The following is a 23101-nucleotide window of genomic DNA, read 5'->3' as shown; positions in this document are numbered from 1 at the left end:
CAGTCGTGCCCGTGAGTTTGAGTGGCGTTTACAGGGTGTGTCTTATGAAGATATCGCCCGTAAAGGCGGCGGCATTGTGAGTACTGTGACCGCCACCAGAGCAGCTTCTGAAGAAGAATTGTTTGCTTCAGGTTTAAAGCGTTTACAACGTCTGATGGCTGAAGGGGTGACAACGGTTGAGATCAAATCAGGCTATGGCCTTGATACAGAAACTGAGCTGAGAATGCTGAGGGTGGCGGGGCAGCTGGCAGAACATACCGGTCTTACAATCAAGCGAACCTTTCTGGGGGCGCATGCGGTTCCTGCAGAGTACAAACATGACCCGGATGCCTATCTGGATATTGTGATCAATGAAATGCTGCCCTTAGTGGCAGAGCAGAAACTGGCCGATGCGGTGGATGTGTTCTGTGAAGGCATTGGTTTTTCACCCGAACAAACCCGACGCTTATTCGAAGCGGCGGTAAAACACGGCTTGTCGGTAAAAGGCCATGTTGAACAGCTGAGTGATCTCAAAGGGGCGGTACTGGCGGCAGAGTTTAATGCCTTGTCAGTGGATCATCTGGAATATCTTGCTGAAGAAGATTTACCGATATTAAAGCAGGCCGGAACCGTTGCAGTGATGCTGCCAGGCGCCTTTTATTGCCTGAAAGAGACGCAACTGCCACCGATAAAAGCGTTGTTTGAACACAATATTCCCGTGGCAGTCTCCACCGACCTGAACCCGGGAACATCGCCTGTAGCATCTCTGCTGCTCGCGATGAATCAGAGCTGTGTGTTATTTGGACTGACACCGGAGCAGGCACTGGCCGGCACCACCTGTCATGGCGCAAAGGCACTGGGGTTAGAAAACAGCAAAGGTGTGCTTAAAGTGGGTTATGACGCGGATCTTGTGTTGTGGCCAATCGAGCACCCCAGTGAACTCAGCTACGGCATTAATATGCACCGTCCGTCAAAAATCTGGCTGGCAGGGCAGGAAGCAAAATGAAACGGAGTGAACCGATGACCGATAACCCCGCAGATATGACAGTATGGGCTGGTCGGGTTGATAGCGAAGAGGCTGGTGTCAGCACGCGCTGGCATCAGGAGATCAGCCCATTACCCGCGGATGCTTTTGAGTCGGATGTTTTTAAGCCAGATGGTTTTGAGCCGAATAGTATTGCTATTTTGGGCTTTGCCTGTGATGAAGGCGTGCGCAGGAATAAAGGGCGACAGGGAGCCAAAGAAGGCCCCGCTGCCATTCGCCGGGCCTTGTCCAATGCCGCTTGGCACCTGCCGGTTAAAGCCTGGGATGCCGGTGATATCCGTTGTGACGATACGTCAATGGAAGTCGCGCAAAATCAGCTGGCGGATAAAATCAGCTTCCTGCTGGATAATGGCCTTAAACCTGTTGTACTGGGCGGTGGCCATGAGATCGCCTGGGGTAGTTATCAGGGGGTGGCACAGCATATTTACGCTGAAGATAAGAGTGCCCGTATTGGTATTGTTAATCTGGATGCGCATCTGGATCTGCGCAATCCGGATATTCAGCCCAGTTCAGGCACGCCGTTTCGTCAGATCGCTCAATGGTGCCATGCCAATAACAAAGCGTTTCATTACTACTGCATTGGTGTTAACGAAACCGCTAATACTCAGGCGTTGTTTGAATTTGCCCGCGAGCAGGGGGTTAAATGGCGTCTGGATCGTGATTGTAAAGCCACGGATCTGGACGCGATTCGGCAAGACATGAAAGACTATCTGGCAGAGCTGGATTACCTCTATCTGACGATCTGTCTGGATGCCTTCAGTGTGGCCGTAGCCCCGGGTGTCAGCGCGCCGTCCGTTATGGGGCTGGATGCAGTGACCGGATGTGAAATCATCCGCCTGATCCTGAAAGAAGCCGCTGCAGCCAATGTGCCTGTTGTACTGACCGATATCGCTGAATGTAATCCTTTGCTGGATGACGATGATCGCACTGCCAGACTGGCTGCGAGGCTGGTGGCGGAGATTAGTCAGGAACTAACCCATGGACTGCCTCAGGAGCTGCCCGGGTAACCGTATAGAAGCAGCCTTATGGCTGTTTCAGGTTTATTTTTAGTGAGTTATGTCCTCCTGCCGTGCTTTTTTGTAGACTCTTTTGAAACCTGTGTTTGAGCTATTGTTATATTTCTCTTACATTATTATTTGAATGTCAGGTTTTCAGACTGATTTACATAAGCTGAACGTCCGTTATCGCGTGTGATGTGTCTCTTTCCGTGAGTATTAAAATCCTGTTCAGCGAATGGGAATACTCAGGGAAGATATCAGGGTGGCGGCTGATCACGAAAGAGATCAGGTTTCAGGGAGCGTTAAGGAGAGATCCATGCAACAGCAAATACAGGGTTGGTTATCCACCTGTTTCGAGCAAGCCCAGAGACGGAATTTTATTCCCCGCCTGATACGTTTTGGGCGGGTAAAATTTTTAGGTACGACAGCCGCGATTATTCTTGCGGCCAACCCGGCTTCAGCATCCGTACACAGTCATCAATTGGCGGAACAGCGGCAGCTGTTTGCGCAGCTTTCCGATCAGGTTTCCAAAGGACGCTTATCTCAGGTGCGTCAGAATCTGGATGCATTGGAAAACTATCCGTTAAAACCCTATCTGGAAGCCCAGGTGATCTCCCGACAGCTGGAATCACTGAGTGCCGAACAGATCAATCGTTTTGTAGAACAGAATATGCATCTGCCGGTGACTGAAGCCCTTCAACAGAAATGGCTTAATACGCTGGCAGCACGGGATGATTGGGCGGGATACCGTCAGGCTTACCAATTGTTTCAGCCCAGAGGCAACCACTATAAATGCCTGATGCTGAAAGCGGATATGAAACAGGGCTACCTGGCGACTCAGTTGGACAGGGTTACTGAACTCTGGGTTCAGGGAGAATCGCAACCGAAAAGTTGTGATTCCGTTTTTGCCTATTGGCAGCGTAGGGGCGGTCTGACCTCTCCGGTTGCCGAGATTCGTTTCTGGAATGCCGTACGCGAGCGTAATTTCTCACTGGCGCGTTTCGCTGAGAAAAAGATCGATCAGCCCGATGGTAAGAAAAGTGCCCGCCTGTTGTGGCAGGTGCGCAGTAATCCGGAGCGCTGGCTAAAACCTAAAACCTTTTCGCCAAATAATTATACCCACCGCATTATCGTGGATTATGCCGTGCGTCGGCTGGCGCAGAAGGATATGCGACTGGCAGCTCGCCGTTGGTTATCCCTGCGGGATCATCTCAACTTTACCCCGGAAGAGAAAGCGGATCTGAATCACTATCTGGGTGTTCGTCTGGCGCTTCGCTTTTATGATGATGCCCCTGAGCTGGTCGCCAGGATCGATCCGGATTTTCAGGATGTCGAGATTACCGAGTGGCGTATTCGTCTCGCTTTAAGCCTGCAAAACTGGCAGCAGGTACAGACTCTGATCGCTAAGCTACCCGATGAAGAGAAGGTCACCAGTCGTTGGCGTTACTGGCATGCGGTTGCCGAGCAGAATATGACAGGCAAGTCACAGGATGATCTGTTTGCGGAGATTGCAGTGGACCGAAGCTATTACGGTTTTCTTGCATCAGAACAGCTGGGACAGCCCTTCAATTTGAATTACGAACCGGCTTCTTTCTCTGCGAGCCTTCAGCAAGGGCTTCTGCTGTTGCCATCGGTGCGCCGGATGTACGAGCTGATTCAACTGGAAGAATTCGGTTATGCCCGTCAGGAGTGGAACCTGCTGTTTCCAACACTGAATGATGAGCAGAAATATGCCTTGTCTCATCTGGCGGGAAGCTGGCAGTGGCACTCTCAGGCAATTGCTGGTGCCGCTTTGGTTCGTAAGTGGAATGATCTGCAGCTGCGCTTCCCGCTGGAATATGCCGAGTTGTATCAGCAGTTCTCCGACAAGCAGAAGATCCCTCTGAACTGGGCGTTGTCGATCACCCGTCAGGAAAGTGCCTTTAATCCGTTAGCGCGCTCCGGCGTAGGGGCTATGGGGCTGATGCAGCTGATGCCAAAGACGGCAAAACAGACCGCTAAGAAGATTCGTCAGAGCCTGAAGAAAACCAAAGAACTTTATAACCCGGCGACGAACATCGCGCTGGGCACGGCTTATCTGGCGCAGATGCTGGATCGTTTTGATGGTAGCCGTATCTATGCAACCGCAGCCTATAACGCAGGCCCGTATCGTGTGAAAAGCTGGCTGAAAAAACGTGGTCATCTGCCATTGGATATCTGGGTAGAAGTGATTCCTTACGAAGAAACCCGCATCTACGTTCAGCGCGTACTGGAATACGGTGTGGTCTACGACATGATGGCCAATCGACCGGCCCGGCTGCTGGATGATAACGAACGTCAGCTGTTGGCGCTGAATTTGCCGGAAGATGGGGAGGCTGTGCTGGATTAGCCTTTAATCTCTGCCGAAGCTGCTCAGTTTGGGAGCGGCTCCTTTTAATTAGGTCCTTTTGCAGGATACTTGCCTGAATTCAGCCCGCAACTGCGGGCTGTTTTGGTTCGGTAGATTGAGTTAAGGGTGCTCTGGTGTCGCGGTATTTAACTCGTCCATCAGGCTCTGTACCGATGAAGCTCTTCCTGAGCGAGGCGCTATGACAGTTGTTCACTCAACCGTAAAGCGCCTATAGCGCTCAGGATTCTGCCAGAGATTTGTAATTTTCCTTATCCCGCCTGTTAAAATTAAAACGGCTGTGGAACATGGGTCGTCACACCAGAGGTAGGCGTGTAGCGATTGTCGCTCCAGCCCTGTACTTGCAGAAACGGCAGACGGCTGTTCAGATGTTCGAAATACCAGTAGGAAATGATAAAGCCGGTAAACAGCGGTAAGGTTTCCGGGTATTCCAGAGCCACTAGGTACAGTGCCTCAAGGTCGAAGGTGTACATATCATTGACCCAGAAACCGCTACTATCGTTACGCTTACAGGCCTAAGCAACGATCGCTTCTGCGGTGGCAAAATGCTTGGCAATGATCCCGCTCTTTATGCCCTTCTGATTGCAGAGTACCTGCTGCTGTTTCGGGCAAAAAGTAAGAATCGTGATCGCTGATTCAGCAGTTGTTAATGCGCTTTCATCGTTTCTATCTGCCTGGGCGTAAAACGTCGCTATTGGACATGAGTGGTCATTTGTTCTTAAATGAGCCTTCGTTAATCTTTCGGGTTGGCCTACTAATTCACTAAAAGGAACCTTCTTATGGATGCAACCCAGGACGACGCGATTAGGCTTCTTATCAGTGACCCGGCAGTGTTCGCTTTGCTTATTGCTGCTTTCCTGCTTTTGTTCTGGCTGAAAAGCAAAAGTGGAAAAATTCTGTTTTTTGGCCTTCTCCTTCTGGATCTGGACCACTATTACTTTACCTTCATATATGAGTCTGATGTGCTGATGCATGATTACGGGCTAGGTAGTTTAATGGGGGTAATGGAATACACCCGGTATATCGGAATCGTTCTTTGTTGGTATGCGCTTGTAAAGCAGGTCTCCCAAATTAAAACGAGACAGAACGCCAGTCACTCTTCTGCGGAAACCTCAGTATCCAACCTGCCTCCCGCATTTCGACGGAACCACAATCCGATGGCTCGGGTTCGAACGGAACGTGCTCAGACAGAGTCGAAAGCTAATGGTTTGGTCGAGCGTATTCGATCGGAACAAGCAGAAAGAAGTGCAAGCAGTGACAAAAATCGAAGTTTTGGGAGGGATTTATAATGTCAGATTATAGCCTCATGGAAATTGTTAATAGCATGCTTGATGATCCTTCCTTTTATCTGATGGCTATTGCGATATTTTTGCTGTTACTTCACAGAAATTTTTGGGTCAGCTTGTCTGCGATAGGGTTATTCTTTTATTGTGAGCCTTATTTCATGACCGTTTCGATTTTGCCTTTTGCTTATCAGGAAAGTTCTGGATTAAGCGTTGATGAATTTGCAGAGCAGGTAATTAATGGGTTTGCAGCGATTGGTATCCTGATGATCCTTTTTGGCTTCTACAAGCTGGTAACTGATTTTGAAAAGAGTAATACCCGGCGGGGCTAAGTCGCAGTGGCACGTGTTAATTAACCATAGAAAAACCGCCAGCAAGGCGGTTTTTTTTATGGTTAGTATTTATCGGCCGTTTGATTACAGCTTTTCAATCACCAGACTGCCGATGGAGTAACCGGCACCGAAGGAGCAGATCACGCCTTTGTCACCCTTCACCAGATCTTTGTGATTCTTGTTAAAGGCGATCAAAGAACCGGCAGAAGCGGTGTTGGCGTACTCATCCAGCACGATAGGGGCTTCGTCAGCAGAGGGGTCACGCCCCATCAGTTTTTTGCCGATCAGGGTATTCATATTGATATTGGCCTGATGCAACCACCAGCGACGGATATCGCTGTTATCGTTACCGGTTGCAGCGACATGATCGGTAATGTGCTGAGCGGCCATCGGGCACACTTCTTTAAACACTTTGCGGCCGTTCTGGTGGAAGAGCTTATCCGCTGCGTAAGGATCGACATCGGTAACCCTTGACAGATAACCGAAGTTTGAGCGGATATTATTGGAGTAGCTGGTCTGTGCCTTAACACCCAGAATACGGTAGGCGTGCTCAGAATCGCAGCTGCTTTCCTGTTCGATAATGGTCGCAGTTGCCACATCACCAAAGATAAAGTGGCTGTCACGATCCATATAGTTCACCTGAGGCGAGGTCAGCTCTGGATTGATCACCAGCACCGCTTTTGCCGTACCTGCGGCAACCATCTCATAGGCGCGATGCAGAGCAAACGTTGCTGCAGAGCAGGCGACCAGCATGTCAAAGCCAAAGCCTTCAATACCCAGTGCGTGCTGAACCTCAATCGCAATAGCCGGGTAGGAGCGTTGTGTGTACGCGCAGGAGACGATAACCGCATCGATCTGATCAGGCGTTTTGTTCGCTTCATTCAGAGCAATTTTAGCGGCGTTGACGGCCATTTCTGCCTGATGAGATAACTCTTCATCAGAACGCTCTTCCAGTACCGGACGCATACGCTCAGGATCTAAAATCCCTTCTTTAACGAAAGTGTAGCGGGACTTAATACCGGAGGCTTTTTCGATAAATTCCGCACTGGAGAAAGGTTTGGCAGCCAGTTCGCCCGCTTCAATTTCTGCGGCATGTTGCTCATTGTACAGCGCGGCATAAGCGTTATAGCTTTCTACCAGCTCTTCATTCGTAATAACGTTTTCCGGATTCCACAGACCAGCACCGCTGATCACAACATTATTTTGCATAGTATTTTTTCACCTGTATCAGTCAGCACAACATCGGTCCTTGAGGTTGTTTCTTCGATGCTTATTGTCAGCCTTAGGGCAAGGTCTGCTCATTTAATTGGCTGTAAATCTGGCATAGCTGTTTCAGTTATATTTTGTGAGAAACGGCAACTGGTTTCAGCCTGTATTGGAATACCGACTCTATCTCACCGCAAAGAGCATCAAACAAAACATTGTTTCAAACGTGTGTATGAATTTATTGTGCCTTAATCGCCCCATCAGGTCTACGGTCGTGTTTAAAACAGACAAAAAAATAACCCCGTAAACGCGAGGCCTACGGGGTTACTTGGGCTTTTTTCAATGATTTTATGCCGTGCCTGAACGGTTGAGCTGCCCGGGTTTGACTAAGAATCAGGGAAGTTTGGTATCCCGCTCTTCATTGTGATCGTCCGGTGGGGCCTGTCGGCTGGCTGGTTCGATCAGTTCCTGACCCTGAGTACGCTTCCACGCAGGCAGATCATGGTGCATTGCGGTTTTTGCGATCATATTAGCGGATACCGGTGCGGTGATCAGGAGGAAAAGCGTGATCAGCCATTCATGAACCGAAATTGAGCCCTGGTTAACACTGGATACGACTGAGGATGCCAGCAAAAGGCCGGCAATACCCAGAGTTGTTGCTTTCGTTGGGCCATGCAGACGGGTATAGATATCAGGCAGTCGTACCAGACCGATCGAGCCGATCAGCAGGAAAGTACCGCCAAATACTAGGACAAGGGCGATTAAGCCCTCCAGCCAGGTTTCCATAATTCACCTTGATGTTTATCAGTGCAGGAGAGAGTCCTCCTGCTTATGTTCTGTTAGAAAGTCTTTGTATTTTTATTCAATCAGGTCGCCACGCAGCAGGTATTTGCAGAGCGCGGAAGTGCTGACAAAGCCCATCATGGCAATCAGCAGGGCTGCTTCAAAATAGAGCCCGGTCCCCATGTTGATGCCGTACAGGATGATCAGCGCAATGCTGTTAATACACATGGTATCCAGTGCCAGAATGCGATCCTGAATACTCGGTCCCTGAACCATCCGCCAAAGATTGAGGATCAGGGCGATACAAATCATCGCGGCTGTAAAATTAATAGCCCAATCTAACATCCCAGAATCTCCTTCAGCGGTGCCTCGTAACGCGTCTTCGCCTGATCGATCAGTTCTTGTGGATTGTCCATATGCAGCGCATGCACATAAAGCCACTTGCGATCTTCAGAGATTTCAGCACTTACCGTTCCCGGAGTCAGAGAGATGGTGCTTGCCAGCAGGGTGACGCCCAGATCCGATGTGATATCCAAAGGGATTGCTACAAAGCCCGGTTGGAGTTTCTTTAATGGACCCAAAACCATGACAGCGACTTCGATATTTGCAGTGATGATATCTTTCATCACCAGAAAGAAGTAGCGCACGGTCAGCCAGGGTTTTTTGATCGTTGGATGCCCATGTTTGAGTATGGAGACTAGCTTAGGGATCGACCAGCCGAAAAAGAGAGCAAGCAGAATATGCCCAAAGGCCAGTGTATTGTTCAGTAGCAGCCAGACCGCAAACAACAGGAGGCTATGGAACGGCATAGGAAGAAAACGGGACTCTTTTAACGCAAACATTAGTGATCGCCTCCTGTATGAGTCGTGCTTTCAGGTAGCAGTGCGTTAACGGATTGCGTCAGGTCGTGAAGCTGATGTGCCGCTTCAGTCGTGAATTCAGTGACAAATCCACCAAAAATAACCAGCAAAGGAGAGGCTGCCAGCAGTATCGCGATACCTGCAATTTCAAATGGATGAGCTTTCTCCTCACTGGATTGTGCCGCGGTGGTCACGCGCCAGAACAGGGTTGTACCTGCGCGGGAAATTGCTATCAGTGCCATCAGACTGCTGACCAGAATCAGCGGCCAGATCCAGATAATTTCAGCGGTAGATTCCGCTGCACGCATGATCAGGACCTTACCGACAAAACCAGACAAGGGTGGCAGGCCGATGATCGCCAGTGCTGCGATCACAAATGCGAAGCCCAGCAATCGTGGTTGAGCCATGGAACGCGATTTCACAAAGCGATCCTCGGCTTTACCCCGTTGACGGGAGATCAGGTCGGCAATCAGGAAGAGCGCGCCGGTTACCAGAGTACTGTGCAGCATGTAATAGAGCGCTGCAGAGGTTGCCCGCTCGGATTGCAGAGCAGCGGCTACCAGCAGAGTACCTGCAGAGATCACCACCAGATTAGCCGTCATCACGCGCAATGTCGGACTGGCAAAAACACCCAACGTACCTATTGCGAGAGTCCCCATTGCCATTGGCCAGATCCACGGCAGGGCTATATCCGCAAGCAGGTTTGCTTCTTCACCAAAAACCAGCGTATGTACGCGGAAGATACTGTAGATGCCGACCTTGGTCATGATGGCAAAGAGTGCGGCGACAGGTGCTGATGCCGAAGAGTAGGTACGAGGCAGCCAGAAATGCAGAGGTAAAAGGGCGGCTTTCAGGCCGAAGACCAATAACAGTAAGAGGCCACCGGCTTTTGCCAGAATCGCTTCTGCTTCGCCCAGATGGCGAACCTGAATGGCCATATCTGCGATATTCAGCGTACCCAGTGTCCCGTACAGAATACCTAAGCCGAACAGGAAAAGGCTGGAGCCGATCAGGTTTAAGATCACGTAGTGAACCGCCGCCTGAGTCTTCTGTTTTCCACCGCCATGAACCAGCAAGGCGTATGAAGCGATCAGCAGTACTTCGAAGAATACGAACAGGTTAAAAATATCCCCGGTCAGAAATGCACCGTTAATACCCATCACCTGAAACATAAACAGTGGGTGAAAGTACTGGCCGCTCTTATCCTGACCGGCACAGGCGTAAAGCAAGGCCCCGGAGCAGAGAAGAGTGGTGAGCAAGACCAATAGAGTTGATAGGCGATCAGCAACCAGTACGATACCAAACGGTGGTTGCCAGTCCCCTAATACATACATCTGGGTGCCTTCGGTAGCAGCAGTAACCAGCAACATTGCCGCAAAGATAATTTGTGCGATCACCGAGACAATAGCCAGTCCACGCTGACGGCTCAAAATATCTCTGAAAGGGGGCAGCAGAAGTAAGGCCCCGGTAAAAAGTGGAATCAAAATCGGAAGAATAGCCAGATGTTGCATTATTGCCCTCCCGCGCGTCGAGCGAGACGTGGCTTAGGTGTTTCCGGCAGGCGGCCATCCACATGATCGTTACCTAGGTCAGCTCGGGCACGCATGGCCAAAATCACAACAAAAGCTGTCATTGCAAAACCGATTACGATCGCAGTCAGAACCAGCGCCTGAGGCAGGGGGTCACTATATTGCTCTGACTGTCCCAATACCGCCGCGGCATTCAGCTTCAGGCGGCCGCTGGCAAACAGGAACAGGTTAACTGCGTAAGAGAGTAAGGTCAGGCCCACAACCACGGGGAACGTTCGTCCGCGAAGGGCTAAGAAAATACCGCAGGCCGTCAGCAGGCCTACGCAGAAAGCGTATAGTCCTTCCATTATTAATCGTGCTCCTTCAGAACAGGACGTTCACTGGTCGTCAATTTACCAAGATTGGCCAGGATCAGCATGGTTGCCCCTACAACAGTCAGGTATACCCCTAGGTCGAACAGCATGGCGCTAGCCAGCTCAAATTCGCCCACCAGAGGCAGATGGAAGTGATCGAACCATGATGTCAGGAATGGGCGGCCGAAGAACCAGCTCCCCAGACCTGTCAGGGCTGCAATAGTGATACCGCTACCGATCATCAGCTGATAGTCGAGCTTCATACGGGCTTTAATCCAGTCCACACCGTGGGCGATGTACTGCTGAATAATGGCTACCGAGGTGATCAGACCAGCGATAAAGCCGCCACCAGGCATGTTATGGCCGCGCAGGAAGATATAAGCGGACACCAGTAACGCCAGAGGCAGGAGACTCTGGGACACTACAGAAAGCATCAGCGGATGGCTGTCTTTCGACCATGGGCGGCCATCGCCATCACTGGCGGGCATATAGAGCCGCATACGGGCGATCAGCTTGAAAATGCCCAGTGCTGCAATACCCAGTACGGTGATCTCACCGAGTGTATCAAAGCCCCGGAAGTCGACGAGAATGACATTGACCACGTTGGTACCACCGCCTCCGGTCTTGCTGTTTTCCAGGAAGAAGGTGGAGATGCTCTCCAGCGGGCGGGTCATCAGTGCATAGCTGATAGTGCCGATAATACCGCCGATAATCGCGGCAATACCCAGATCCCGCGCCACGCGCTTCGGAGATGACTCTTTCGGTGTGGTCTGAGGCAGGAAGAACAGGGCCAGCATCAGCAGGATAACGGTAACAACTTCAACCGCCAGCTGAGTCAGTGCCAGATCCGGTGCCGAGAATTTTGCAAACATCAGCGATACGATCAGACCCACAACGGACAGTGCCACAAGGGCGACCATACGCTGGCGGTTCCAGATCACAGTGGCCAATGCGCCAATCGCCAGCAGTACAGCACCTGTGATGGAGATCGCATCCACCGGAATCTGAGGTCTGTGACCTGCCGTGGTATTCAGGTCAAGCAGCGGGCCTGCCATCATCACCATCGCCAGACTCAGCATCATATAGCTGTAGCGCTGCAACGAGCCGTTTTCGGCCAGCTCCATTACCCGTGAAATCTGTTTGTGTATCAGCTGAATAATGGCTTCAAAGACCAGCTTCGGATCGTTCTCTGGGAACTGAGCCTGAAACTGGAATAGCTCCTTACGGTTGATATAAACCGCAACACCACCAACCAGCGCGATAAAGCTCATCAGCAGAGGGAAGTTAAGTCCGTGCCAGATCGCCAGACTGTATTCCGGAACAGCGCCCTGAAGGGTTGCCGCAGACGCCGCATAGAGCAGGTCGCCGATGACAAATGTAGGCAGCACACCCACCAGAAGACAGAGGGCTACCAGAATCTCTACCGGAACCCGCATATAGCGTGGTGGTTCATGAGGCGTTTTAGGCAGATTGATCGGCTCACCATTGAAGAAAACATCATGGATAAAGCGCAGAGAGTAGGCCACAGAGAAAACGCCACCCAGGGTCGCAAAGACCGGCACCATCCAGGAGAGGGAGCCCAGAGAGTCCTGATGCAGGGTTTCTGCAAAAAACATCTCTTTCGATAGAAAGCCATTCAGTAATGGCACGCCTGCCATTGAGGCTGCTGCAACCATTGCCAGTGTCGCGGTGTAAGGCATGTACTTCCACAATCCATTCAGCTGACGCATATCCCGTGAGCCGGATTCGTGATCGATGATACCCGCAGCCATAAATAATGAGGCTTTGAAGGTGGCATGATTGATGATGTGGAACAAGGCTGCAACGGCGGCAAGCTCGGTGCCCATACCCAGTAGAAGCGTGATCAGACCCAAATGACTAACGGTTGAGTAGGCAAGCAGGCCTTTGAGGTCATGTTTAAACAGAGCGACATAAGCACCCAGAAGCAGGGTAGCCAAGCCGGTCATGCTAACGATCAGGAACCATAGCTCGGTGCCGGAAAGAACCGGATACATACGAGCCATCAAAAAGATACCGGCTTTTACCATAGTGGCGGAGTGCAGGTAGGCACTGACTGGCGTCGGGGCTGCCATCGCATGAGGTAGCCAGAAGTGGAACGGAAACTGAGCAGATTTGGTGAACGCTCCCAGAAGTACCAGTACCAGAATGACAGGGTAAGTTGTGTGTTCGCGAATCAGGTCTCCGCTGGCCAGCACATCATGCAGGCTGTAACTGCCTACCACATTACCGATCAGAAGTACGCCTGCTAGCAGAGCCAGGCCCCCTGCACCGGTAATCGTCAGTGCCATACGAGCACCTTTGCGGGCTTCACTCTTATGTCCCCAGAAACTGATCAGCAGGAAAGAGCTGATACTGGTTAATTCCCAGAACATCCACAGTTGGATCAGGTTATCGGACATCACCACGCCGAGCATGGCGAACATAAAGAGGATTAGATAGGCGTAGAATTTACCCATCGAATCGTTTTCAGACAGGTAGTAGCGTGCGTAAAGCACAACCAGCAAGCCTATTCCCAAAATCAGCAGGGTAAATAGCAGTGCTAAACCATCCAGCCGGAAAGCAAGTTCCAGCCCCATCAGAGGTATCCACTCAAGGCTCTGGCGAATGGTTTCACCTTCAAACACCTGCGGTGCGAGTTGTAAAACCAAAACTAAAGCAAGGGCGGGAAGGCCTGCAGTAAGGAAAGCACACGCACTGCGGCTTAACCTTGATGCAAAGAGGGGTACCAGGGTGCCCAATAAGGGTAACAGTGGTATCCAGATCAGGTCATTCAACAAGGGTAGCTCCTGTTTTGTCCATCTTGTTGTTCAATCGATAACGGTCTTATTGATCGTATAGTTACTTGCCAGCTTGGGGGATGTTTGACCGTAATTTATTGATTACGTTCATAATTATAATTAGGTGTATTTTTTTTATTCTAACTGCTTTTTGGGGCCGCTGCACGGCACCATTACTGACAAATATAGAGGAAGAATACTAAAAAGGGCAGCTTAAAGCTGCCCTTGAGAGGTATTGAATTGACTAAACTTTTGACTTATGTGCCTATGATGCCGCCATCTTCCCGCTGGATCATAATCACAGATGAGCGCGGAGTGCTCTTACCGCCACCGGGGAAGTGAGACGGTTGCAGGTCTTCTCCCGGGTGCTGAACGCCAATAAAGAGTGTCCGATAGTCCGGAGCAAAAGTGAGACCGGTGATTTCACAGGCCACGGGGCCTGTGAGGAAACGACGAATCTCACCGCTTGCGGGATCTGCGCAGAGCATCTGATTGTTACCCATGCCGGCAAAGTCTCCCTGATTGGAATATTTGCCATCGGTTTGAATCCACAGGCGTCCATCGGCATCAAATCCCAGTCCATCAGGGCTGTTGAACATGTTGTCTTTGTTGATATTCGCGGAGCCACCGTAAGCTGAATCTCCGTGAACCTCTGGGTTGCCAGCCATCACGAACAGGTCCCAGTTGAACTCTGATGACGTATGATCGTTGTTTTCCGGCTGCCAGCGAACAATCTGACCGTAATGGTTTTTGGCTCGGGGGTTAGGCCCACCAACCGGTTGACCTTCTTTGCCACGGTTTTTGTTGTTGGTCAGTGTGCAGAATACCTGCTGGCCTGATGGGTGAACCGCAACCCATTCAGGGCGATCCATTGTGGTTGCACCGACCTGAGTTGCGGCACGACGGGCGAAGACAAGCACTTCTGCCTGATCTGCAAAGCCATTTTCAGGCGTTAGCCCATTTTTGCCAAACGTCAGCTCAATCCACTGTCCGCGGCCAGCAACCTTGCCTGGTTCTGCTTCAAATCGGGCTACGTACAGAGTGCCTTCTTCCAGCAGGTCACGGTTGGTAGCCTGATTATCCGGATTATATCGGTTTTTAGAGACAAACTTATAAAGATGCTCACCTCGTTGGTCGTCACCCAGATAGACGACGACATGACCATCTTTATTAATGGTCAGTGCCGCATTTTCGTGCTTGAACCGACCCAGAGCGGTGCGTTTTTTGGGCTTGCTGTCCGGGTTCTGAGGGTCGATTTCGACAACCCATCCGAAACGATGCGGTTCCTGAGGGTTTTGAGACAAATCAAAGCGGCTGTCATGCTTGTGCCATTGATAGCCCGCGTCTTTTGCTCCAATACCGTAGCGTTTTGCATCGGCTCCCAGGTTAATCGGAGAGTCACTGCCAAAGTAGCCGTTGAAGTTTTCTTCACAGGTCAGGTAGGTTCCCCACGGGGTCTGACCGTTGGCACAGTTGTTAAACGTACCCAGTGCTTTTGTTCCGGAAGCATCGGCAGATGTTCTGAGTAACTTGCTGCCAGCAGCAGGGCCGGTGAGTTCCATTGGGGTATTCGCATGGATGCGGCGGTTGAATCGGCTGTCTTTAACCACTTTCCAGCTGCCGTTGATTTTTCGAACTTCAATAATCGATACCCCGTGGGCGGCCTGTGCCTTTTGGACGTCGTTTCGGGACATCTGTTTACCCTGGTGAGAAAACAGGTATTCGTAATTGGTATATTCGTTATTGATTGCCATGATGGCTCTGTCTTCCGACAAGGGGAAGAAGCTCATGCCATCGTTGTTATCTCCAAATTGGCGTTCCTGATCATAGGCACTGTTCCTGCCGCCATCGGCAAACTCTGCTGCATCGGAGAACAGAGGGTCGCCCCAGGAAATCAGACGCTCCCATCGATAACCTTCAGGTACGGTAATGGTATCGGTAGTTGAGGCGGGAATAGCTTTGAAGCCAATATCCGGGCCTATCGACGAAGAATGGCCGGTTCCGGAACCAATACCCATGGGGGTGCAGCCTGCTGCCAGAGTGCTGAGCCCGAGAAGTGCAGCTCCGCCCATAAACTGACGTCGACTGAGGCCTTCTTCTATAATTCGGGTGAACTCTGGTGTTGTGGTTACCGGGTGATTCAGGTCATCCTGTTGTTCAAAGTTACTCATCTCTCAGATCCATATAGTTGTTGATATTTAATCTCTGATGCGCGGTCAGGATTTGATATAGATCATTAAGCTAAAGTTTAAATGTAACAGTCCTATGACATGTGAATGACATTTCATGTTTCTTAATGGGGGATTTTTAACTCTGATGAGTGCCGAATATAAGTTATATTTCAATGACTTCTTGGCCTTTTGCGGCTAGGCTAAAACTCATACTTATTTTACTCGTACCTAATAGACTCATTCGGACACTGCATCGATTTTTAAGACTGTTCGGGCTGCTCTGACAAGGATTTAATTTTGCCAAAGTTCTCTTTCAATATTCCATGGACAAAATTTTATGCATTACTGCTTGTCTTTGCTCTGCTCTCAGTGGCTGCCTATAGCAGCTACAGCCATTTGCAGTCTCTTTACTATGAGCGGGTAGAGCAAAACCTGAAAAGTCAGATTGGTACTCTGCATCAAAGTCTCTCGGCCTGGGGGCGTTCGAAAAGAAGTTATGTTTATTCCTGGGCGCGTCAGCCGAAACTGATTCGTGATGCCCGCATCATCACTGAAGGTAAAAACGAGTCTCTTATAAAGCTCAGTGGTTTTTCTTTGGTCGATTATTTACGCCCTGTTATTTCTGACCCTGAGATTCGGCATTTCTATCTGGTTGGACCCGGAAACAATATTCTTGCGACTGATCGTTCAGATTATATGGGTTTAACGACGCCTCTGACGGCATTTCCTTATCTCCTGAAACAGGCTTGGGGCGGCTTGGCTGTTATTACTCATCCCGCAAGGTTTATGGGGGAGGATCATTCGGCCATCTATGTGGCTGCAGCGGTGAAAGATGCCGCCAGTAAACCTGTCGCATTATTGGTTTTTGAAGTTGATCCGACAGTGAGTTTCAATCAGGTTTTCCATAAGTCTTCGTTCTCTGAAACGGGTGAAGCTTATGCCTTTAATCGGGACGGTATCGTGTTGACTCCAGGCCGGGGAGATCTGGACGATTTTCTGCCAGCTGTTGAGCTTTCCGGAGGCACTTTGCTCGGTAAGCTAGCTGACCGGCGGCCAGCCGAGCCTAAAAAAACGCCTTTAGCTGGAAAGGTAGGCAGCCAAAACTTTGGGATTTATGTTCGGGAACCTTTTCAGGGGCGAGATGGGAAAAGAAAAATTGGTGCCTGGATCTGGGAAACTCAGCTTCAGATGGGGTTGGCTCTGGAGCAGTCTGCTGAAGAAGGATTGAAGCTACTGCGGAAAATGCAATGGACTTTTCTCAGCTTTCTTGGGCTGGTGGTGCTGATCAGTCTCAGCTTCTTCTTTATTCTTTCTTACTGGTCTGCAGCGAGAAGCCGCGAAGAGGAGCAGGCGCGGAAGATTCTTGCGGAAGAGCTGCAAGCGGTGCATGAGCATAATACGCTTGAAATTGCTGATCGCGAAGCGAAGCACCGGGCGATTATCGACACCGCCTGGGATGCCATTTTTACGGTAGACAGTCAGGGTGTCATACTCAGTGGTAATCCTGCGACAACCCGTATTTTTGGCTGTCAGCAGGATAGGCTGGTGGGACACTTGCTGGAGGATTCCATCTGGTTGGATGGACGCGAACGACTCACCGCGGACTATCTGGCCAGTGCCAGCGGGCAGGAGATTGAAGCAACCGGGATTCGGGCTGATCGTAGAGCTATTCCTGTTGCCGTCTCTATCTCCCAGACCCAAACCAGTCAAGCCGCTTTTTTTACTGTGATTGTCCGTGATATCAGTGAGCAGAAAGCGTCAGAAAAGTCTCTTCTCAACGCTCAGAAGCGACTGGAAATGAGCCAGTCTTTTGCCTTTATAGGTACCTGGGAGTGGGAGATACGTACTGACCAGGTCATGGCTACGGAAATGGCGCTTCGGCTCAATGGGCTTGATCCCGATCGCGGCCCTGTCGGGCTGGGTATCTTCTTTAGCCGATTGCAGGCAGATGACCGTTCCGAGCTTAATCGTGCGATACATACCTCTATAAGTACCCAGGAGTCATTTTCGATTGAGTGCAGAATTGAAAATGATGATCGTCAGGTTGAGTGGTTACTGATACAGGGTAACCCTCTCCAGAATCAGGATGTTGTCACTCGAATTATCGGTCATATTCAGCGGGTTACAGAGCGTAAAGCAAGTGAGAAGACGCTATTGGCAACCCGTAACATGCTTAGGTTAGTTTTGGATACTATTCCTATTGGAGTTTACTGGAAGGGGGCTGATCTCAAAATAGCCGGTGTGAATCGTAAATATTGCGAAGATGTTGACCTCCCTGAAGAGGCGATTATTGGTAAAAGTGAGCGGGATATCTATGTCAATCGGGATCAGGCGGCTCTGGTTGAGAATCTCGATAGAACTGTCGTTGAGACGGGATTGCCAACGGTCAGCGGAAGTGGTCGTTATTACATGAATAATGGCAAGATGCGCTATATCGAGATTAGCCGCCTGCCAATTCTGGATCAGGATCATCAAACGCTGGGAATGCTCGGAGTGTATACGGATGTTACCGAGCGCCTTGAGACGCAGAAAAGCCTTAAGCGCCATCACAAACTTCTTGCGTCTATTTATACCTCTCAGTTGCGTTATTTTGCTGGCGATGATCGTCGCCAGATATTTTCAACACTGCTTGATGAGGTACTTAGCCTTACTGACAGTGAATACGGTTTTATCGGCCAGGTGCTTCGGAATGCTGATGGCTCCCCCTATCTGAAAACCTACAGTATTACGGATATTGCCTGGAACGAAGAGACAAAAGCCCTTTTTCAGCGAGTGCGGGATGAGGGAATGGAGTTCCACAACCTTGATACCCTCTTTGGTTATTCGCTTAAAACCGGTGAACTCTTGATCTGTAATGATCCGTCAGCGGATACACGGGCAGGCGGGCTGCCTCCTGGCCACCCTGATATGAACGCCTTTATGGGTGTGCCTCTGATGAAAGGTGAGCAGATGGTCGGCATGATCGGTCTGGCGAATCGCCCGAATGGTTATGATCATGAGTTAGTCCGTTTTTTGCAGCCGATGTTTACCACCTGCGCAAACCTGATTGCAGCTATTGATAGTGATACCCGAATTGCGGCAACCCAGCAGCAATTATTGCGAGCCAAGGATTCTGCGGAGAAAGCCAGTCGGGCGAAAACCGAGTTCTTGTCTCGGGTTAGCCATGAGTTGAGAACGCCGATGAATGCTATTCTCGGCTTCACGGGTTTGCTTTCTGATTCTGTTGTCAATGAAGAGCAGAGCGGTTTTTTGGATGAGATACAGGTCGCTGGCAATCATCTTATGAATCTTATTAATGAGGTTCTGGATCTTGAGCGTATTGAGGCGGGGCGGATAGACCTTCAGTCTGAGGTCCTTTCCCTGGATCCGCTGATCGAAGCATGCTGTTCTGTAACCCAGCAACTGGCAGCACAAAGAGATATCGCTATTTCAATGGACCCTCAAAGCCTGTCAGGGTTATCGGTGTTTGCCGATGCAGGGCGGTTACGGCAAATTTTATTGAATCTCTTATCGAATGCGATTAAGTACAACCGCTCCGGAGGTCAGGTTTTCATTAAGGTTTATCGGTCAGGTGAATCGGCAGTCTGTATTGATGTTCGTGATACCGGGATTGGAATGAATGAAAATGAGTTGTCCCATCTTTTTGAGTCTTTTAACCGACTTCATGCAGAGAATAGTGATATTGAAGGCACCGGAATGGGTTTGGTGATTACCCGGCAGCTTGCAGAGTTGATGAAAGGACGGTTGAGTGTCGAAAGTATTAAAGGAGAGGGCAGTTGCTTTACGCTCTGCCTTCCGACGGTTTCTGAAAACATGTCTGAGTCTAGAGAGGGGGCGGGTACTGGTGCCGACCATTTACGGGTACTGGTTTTGTGTTCGGGAGACAAGATGGATATATGTTGCCCTGAATTGGAGCAGCTTTTGGCGGGGTGTGATCTTGAATTTACAGATACCGGTATTGGGTTTCTTGAGTCAGCCCTTCAGGGGCAGTATCAGTTATTGATTTGTGACTCTGAAGCGGATGATCTTCCTATCCATGAATTATTAGGCTATCTGGCCGATGCTGACCTCTTGTCTAAGGTTGATTTACTGATCACGATGCCGTCTGAGTATTCCGCCGCTCAGACGGTGCAGGGGCTTACCGAGCAGCAGCTGACGAGAATCTATCAGCATGTTAAAGGCAGCACACCGTCAAAGTTGGTTCAGGAATTGCTAAATAATGTTAACAGGGATCAAAATTCGTTCTGACATAATGAGTTTCTTAACAAAGAAAGTATCACTTACTTTTTGATTTTGTTAGCATTTTGCTCCTCCTGAGAACGAGACTGCTCGTCTCGCGTAGATAAATAAGGCTTCCCTTGTGAACAGTCGTGCCTATTTGCTCAACTGGTTTTTTGCCGCTCTTGCCGCTTTTGCCGTTATCGGCAGTGCCTTCTACGTCGAGTCAACCTATTTAGAGCAATTGCGTCAGAAACGGGTTTTAGAGACTCGCGCCCGTATTTCTGAGGCGGGGGCGAGCATCGAAAGTGTGATTCGCTCTAACCTGGCCAGTTTGCAGGGGCTTGCTGCCTACCTTTCTATCAAGCCCGATATTTCCCAGGCGGATTTTGCGGAAACAGCTAACCTCTTTCTGAGTAACAATGACATGGTTAATACGGTTTACCGTATATCCAGTTCCTTTCAATATACTCACCGATATCCTGATGCGATCAACTTGGATCTGCTGGATAGTTTTATTGAAGTTGACTCCCAGGACTTTGAGCTTGCCCGCCAAGCGGTCGAAACCGGAAAGATTTTTGTCTCAGGACCGGTGACTGAGCCCAATGGAGTTGATTTCCTGCATGTGTGGTTGCCCTTGCAGGGCAGTGGGCGTCAGCACAGGACGGCCCTGTTGTTTTTCCCGATCGCGCTGAATCCGTTGTATGAAACGTCTGGGTTGGGGCAGGTTTCCAGGGATATCGATATTGCGGTACGTACGATTCGCAATGGAAAACCGGCCTCTGTTTTTTTTGGTTCTCCCTCTCTGTTCAGTGTTTCTGATATCACTTACAGCTTTTCTTTACCCGGTGCTCAATGGCAGATTGTTGCCGGTATCAGGGAAGATTCATTTGTTGAGAAGTCCTCCCGGCTCTGGATTGAGTTAGCTGCCGGAGTGCTTATTGGCATTATTTTTCTGATCCTCTGGCTGCGCCTTAAAGAGCTGAAGTCTGTCAGTCTTATTGAAAACCAACAGCTGATGCTGGATCAGGCGCAAAGGGTGGGTCGAATCGGTAACTGGTCCTGGAATATCAGTAAGGGTGATATTTTTTGGTCTGATGAGGCTTATCGTCTGTTTGGACTTGAAAAGGGCGACCCCTCACTTACAAAAAATGGTTACATGCAGTATGTGCATGACGATGATCGTCAGACTGTTGAGCAATCAATTGATGAAGCGATGAAGCGGGGAGGGCGATATCAGGCTGATTTTCGTCTGATGCGGGCTGACTTTGACCTACGCTGGATTCACTCGGAAGGTTTTGTCGAGCTTAGCACTGATCGCAGACCTGTTCGGGTGTTCGGTACATTTCAGGATGTAACTTCCAGTCGTAAGATTGAGCGCGAGCTGAAGCAGCGGGAAGCACAGCTCTCGGCGATTACCGATGCTGCGCAAAGCCTGATCATGATCACCCGAGCCGATGATGGTAAGGTTCTTTTCTGTAATCCTTCTTCTAAACGTATGCTGGGTATTGAGCCTGAGGAGCTGATTGGACGTTCTATTGTTGAGCTCTATCCTTCGCCCGAAGACAGGGAAGAGGTTCTGGAGCGGGTTGAGAAAGATAAGCATCTCAGTAACTTTTCCTTAAGGCTTCGCCGGGTTGATAGTGGCGAAATCAGTACTTTTCTTATTGGGCTTCAGTTGATTCGTTTCCAAAACGAAGATTGTTTCGTTGTGGATATGGTTGATATTACCTCGATGCTCGAAGTTCAGTCCGCGCTTGTGGAAAGTGAAGAGAAGTTTCGTCTTTTTGCCGAGAATGTGCCCGGTTTTTTCTGGTTGTCTGACCCGGAGAGTGGTCAGGTTGAGTTTTTAAGTCCCGGATATCGTCAGGTTACAGGTTTGTCGCCACAGGATGCTTTGACCGGGCAAGAGCCTTTGTTCTCCAACGTGGTTGTCGAGGACAAGGCTTTGGTTGATCAGTTGAGTACTGTGTCCCGTCAGCCTTTGCAGGTCGAGTTTCGCATTCAGTTTCCAGATGGCAGCGTAAAGTGGGTACGAAGTTTGTCCTTTGCGACTTATGACGATCAGGGGCGGGTTAAGAATCTTGCTGGCTTTGGTGAGGATATAACTGCAGCTTATCTCAGTAATCAGCGTATTAAATTAGCAGCTTCGGTTTTTGAAAGTACTGCTGAAGCAATTGTGGTCACGGATGCTCAGAATTGTATTGTTTCTGTAAACGAGGCTTTTAGCCGCATTACCGGTTATCAGGCAGAAGAAGTGCTGGGCGAAAAACCATCTATCCTTAGTTCAGGCAAGCAGTCTGATGAGTTTTATAAGGTGATGTGGGCCAGTTTGCAAAGCACGGGTAACTGGCAGGGTGAGGTCTGGAATCGTAAGAAAAATGGAGAGCTCTATGTCGAATGGTTATCGATCACGGCATTGAGGAACCGGTATCATGAAGTTGAAAACTATGTTGCGGTTTTCTCCGATATTACGGACCGGAAAGAAAAAGAAGAGCTGATCCGCTATCAGGCCAATTATGACGCTCTGACAGGTCTGCCTAATCGGGTTCTGTTTAATGATCGGCTGACACAGGCGATCACATCAGCTCGTCGCTATCCTAAAGATCGCGGCGCGTTAATGTTTATTGATCTGGATCATTTCAAGGAAGTTAATGACACCCTGGGGCATGAAGCTGGTGATAGCTTGCTTAAAATGGTGGCTGAGCGGCTAAAAAAATATACCCGTGAATCTGACACTGTTGCCCGTCTTGGGGGCGACGAATTTACTGTAATGCTGCCCTCTATCGTTTCAGTCGATGATGTGGGCAAGGTTGCGGAAAAAATTATTGAATCCTTGTCGAAGACTTTCGACCTTAATGGCAAAGCGGCACATATTTCGGCTAGTGTTGGTGTAACCATCTTCCCTGATGATGGAGAGGAGCTAACACGGGTGCTTCAGAATGCTGATCAGGCGATGTATGCCGCGAAGTCAGCGGGTCGCCATACCTATCGTTTCTTTACGCCCCTGATGCAGCAGGAAGCAGAGCGTCGCCAGCTGCTACAGAATGATCTTCGTTCAGCGCTGGAGAGAAAAGAGTTTGAATTGCACTATCAGCCCGTAGTCGATCAGAAAGGACGTGCTGTTAAAGTAGAGGCGCTTGTTCGTTGGAATCATCCT

At 49.8% G+C, this 23101-nt stretch carries 16 protein-coding genes; 6 read left to right on the top strand and 10 right to left on the bottom strand.

The features are described from left to right. From hutI to AC4GL5_RS16140, 3 genes are all read left to right on the top strand, one after another. A partial coding sequence (gene hutI, locus AC4GL5_RS16150) for an imidazolonepropionase (RefSeq protein ID WP_490383830.1) occupies positions 1–985 on the top strand: 985 nt, incomplete at its 5' end. After that, entirely contained in the window at positions 982–2031 is a 1050-nt protein-coding gene (hutG, locus tag AC4GL5_RS16145; RefSeq protein WP_490383829.1) for a formimidoylglutamase, read from the top strand. The genes hutI and hutG, both read left to right, overlap by 4 nt. A 307-nt stretch (positions 2032–2338) precedes the next feature. After that, positions 2339–4390, top strand: coding sequence for a transglycosylase SLT domain-containing protein (locus AC4GL5_RS16140; RefSeq protein ID WP_490383828.1), 2052 nt, complete (start codon positions 2339–2341; stop codon positions 4388–4390). Positions 4391–4677: 287 nt separating this feature from the next. On the opposite strand, the gene AC4GL5_RS16135 is transcribed toward AC4GL5_RS16140, so the two are convergent. Together AC4GL5_RS16135 and AC4GL5_RS16130 are read right to left on the bottom strand one after the other, a co-directional pair. Continuing rightward, complete coding sequence (locus tag AC4GL5_RS16135) at positions 4678–4881, bottom strand: hypothetical protein (protein ID WP_490383827.1); 204 nt, start codon at positions 4879–4881, stop codon at positions 4678–4680. Positions 4882–4923: 42 nt separating this feature from the next. Beyond that, a complete protein-coding gene (locus AC4GL5_RS16130) occupies positions 4924–5340 on the bottom strand; it encodes a hypothetical protein (protein WP_490383826.1) in 417 nt (138 codons plus the stop codon). A gap of 356 nt (positions 5341–5696) precedes the next feature. Here AC4GL5_RS16130 and AC4GL5_RS16125 point away from each other — a divergent pair, with 356 nt between their 5' ends. Further along, the gene (locus tag AC4GL5_RS16125; RefSeq protein ID WP_490383825.1) at positions 5697–6023 is read left to right on the top strand and encodes a hypothetical protein; all 327 of its coding nucleotides are present in this window, start codon (positions 5697–5699) and stop codon (positions 6021–6023) included. An 84-nt stretch (positions 6024–6107) separates the two neighbouring features. On the opposite strand, the gene AC4GL5_RS16120 is transcribed toward AC4GL5_RS16125, so the two are convergent. The 8 genes from AC4GL5_RS16120 to AC4GL5_RS16085 form a co-directional block, all read right to left on the bottom strand. Further along, positions 6108–7232 (bottom strand): beta-ketoacyl-ACP synthase III, encoded by a 1125-nt coding sequence (locus AC4GL5_RS16120; RefSeq protein ID WP_490383824.1) that lies wholly within the window; start codon positions 7230–7232, stop codon positions 6108–6110. A 390-nt stretch (positions 7233–7622) separates the two neighbouring features. Beyond that, positions 7623–8015 (bottom strand): Na+/H+ antiporter subunit G, encoded by a 393-nt coding sequence (locus AC4GL5_RS16115; RefSeq protein WP_490383823.1) that lies wholly within the window; start codon positions 8013–8015, stop codon positions 7623–7625. 72 nt (positions 8016–8087) lie between these two features. Next, positions 8088–8357 (bottom strand): K+/H+ antiporter subunit F, encoded by a 270-nt coding sequence (locus tag AC4GL5_RS16110; RefSeq protein WP_490383822.1) that lies wholly within the window; start codon positions 8355–8357, stop codon positions 8088–8090. Further along, positions 8351–8854: a Na+/H+ antiporter subunit E gene (locus tag AC4GL5_RS16105; protein WP_490383821.1), complete on the bottom strand. Its 504-nt coding sequence runs from the start codon at positions 8852–8854 to the stop codon at positions 8351–8353. The genes AC4GL5_RS16110 and AC4GL5_RS16105 overlap by 7 nt, the downstream gene beginning before the upstream one ends. Continuing rightward, entirely contained in the window at positions 8854–10383 is a 1530-nt protein-coding gene (locus AC4GL5_RS16100; protein WP_490383820.1) for a monovalent cation/H+ antiporter subunit D, read from the bottom strand. Before AC4GL5_RS16100 ends, AC4GL5_RS16105 begins: the two co-directional genes overlap by 1 nt. Next, positions 10383–10748, bottom strand: a complete 366-nt coding sequence (locus AC4GL5_RS16095) for a Na+/H+ antiporter subunit C (protein ID WP_490383819.1) — start codon at positions 10746–10748, stop codon at positions 10383–10385. The genes AC4GL5_RS16100 and AC4GL5_RS16095 overlap by 1 nt, the downstream gene beginning before the upstream one ends. Positions 10749–10750: 2 nt before the next feature. Next, positions 10751–13549 (bottom strand): monovalent cation/H+ antiporter subunit A, encoded by a 2799-nt coding sequence (locus AC4GL5_RS16090; protein WP_490383831.1) that lies wholly within the window; start codon positions 13547–13549, stop codon positions 10751–10753. A 260-nt stretch (positions 13550–13809) separates the two neighbouring features. Further along, positions 13810–15723, bottom strand: coding sequence for a PhoX family protein (locus AC4GL5_RS16085; protein ID WP_490383818.1), 1914 nt, complete (start codon positions 15721–15723; stop codon positions 13810–13812). 297 nt (positions 15724–16020) lie between these two features. Here AC4GL5_RS16085 and AC4GL5_RS16080 point away from each other — a divergent pair, with 297 nt between their 5' ends. After that, entirely contained in the window at positions 16021–19971 is a 3951-nt protein-coding gene (locus AC4GL5_RS16080) for a PAS domain S-box protein (protein ID WP_490383817.1), read from the top strand. A 112-nt stretch (positions 19972–20083) separates the two neighbouring features. Beyond that, the coding region (locus tag AC4GL5_RS16075) for a bifunctional diguanylate cyclase/phosphodiesterase (RefSeq protein ID WP_490383816.1) at positions 20084–23101 on the top strand (3018 nt) is incomplete at its 3' end.

The sequence above is a fragment of the Oceanospirillum sp. genome, assembly GCF_982874595.1.
This window is presented reverse-complemented; position numbering and strand designations above follow the sequence as displayed.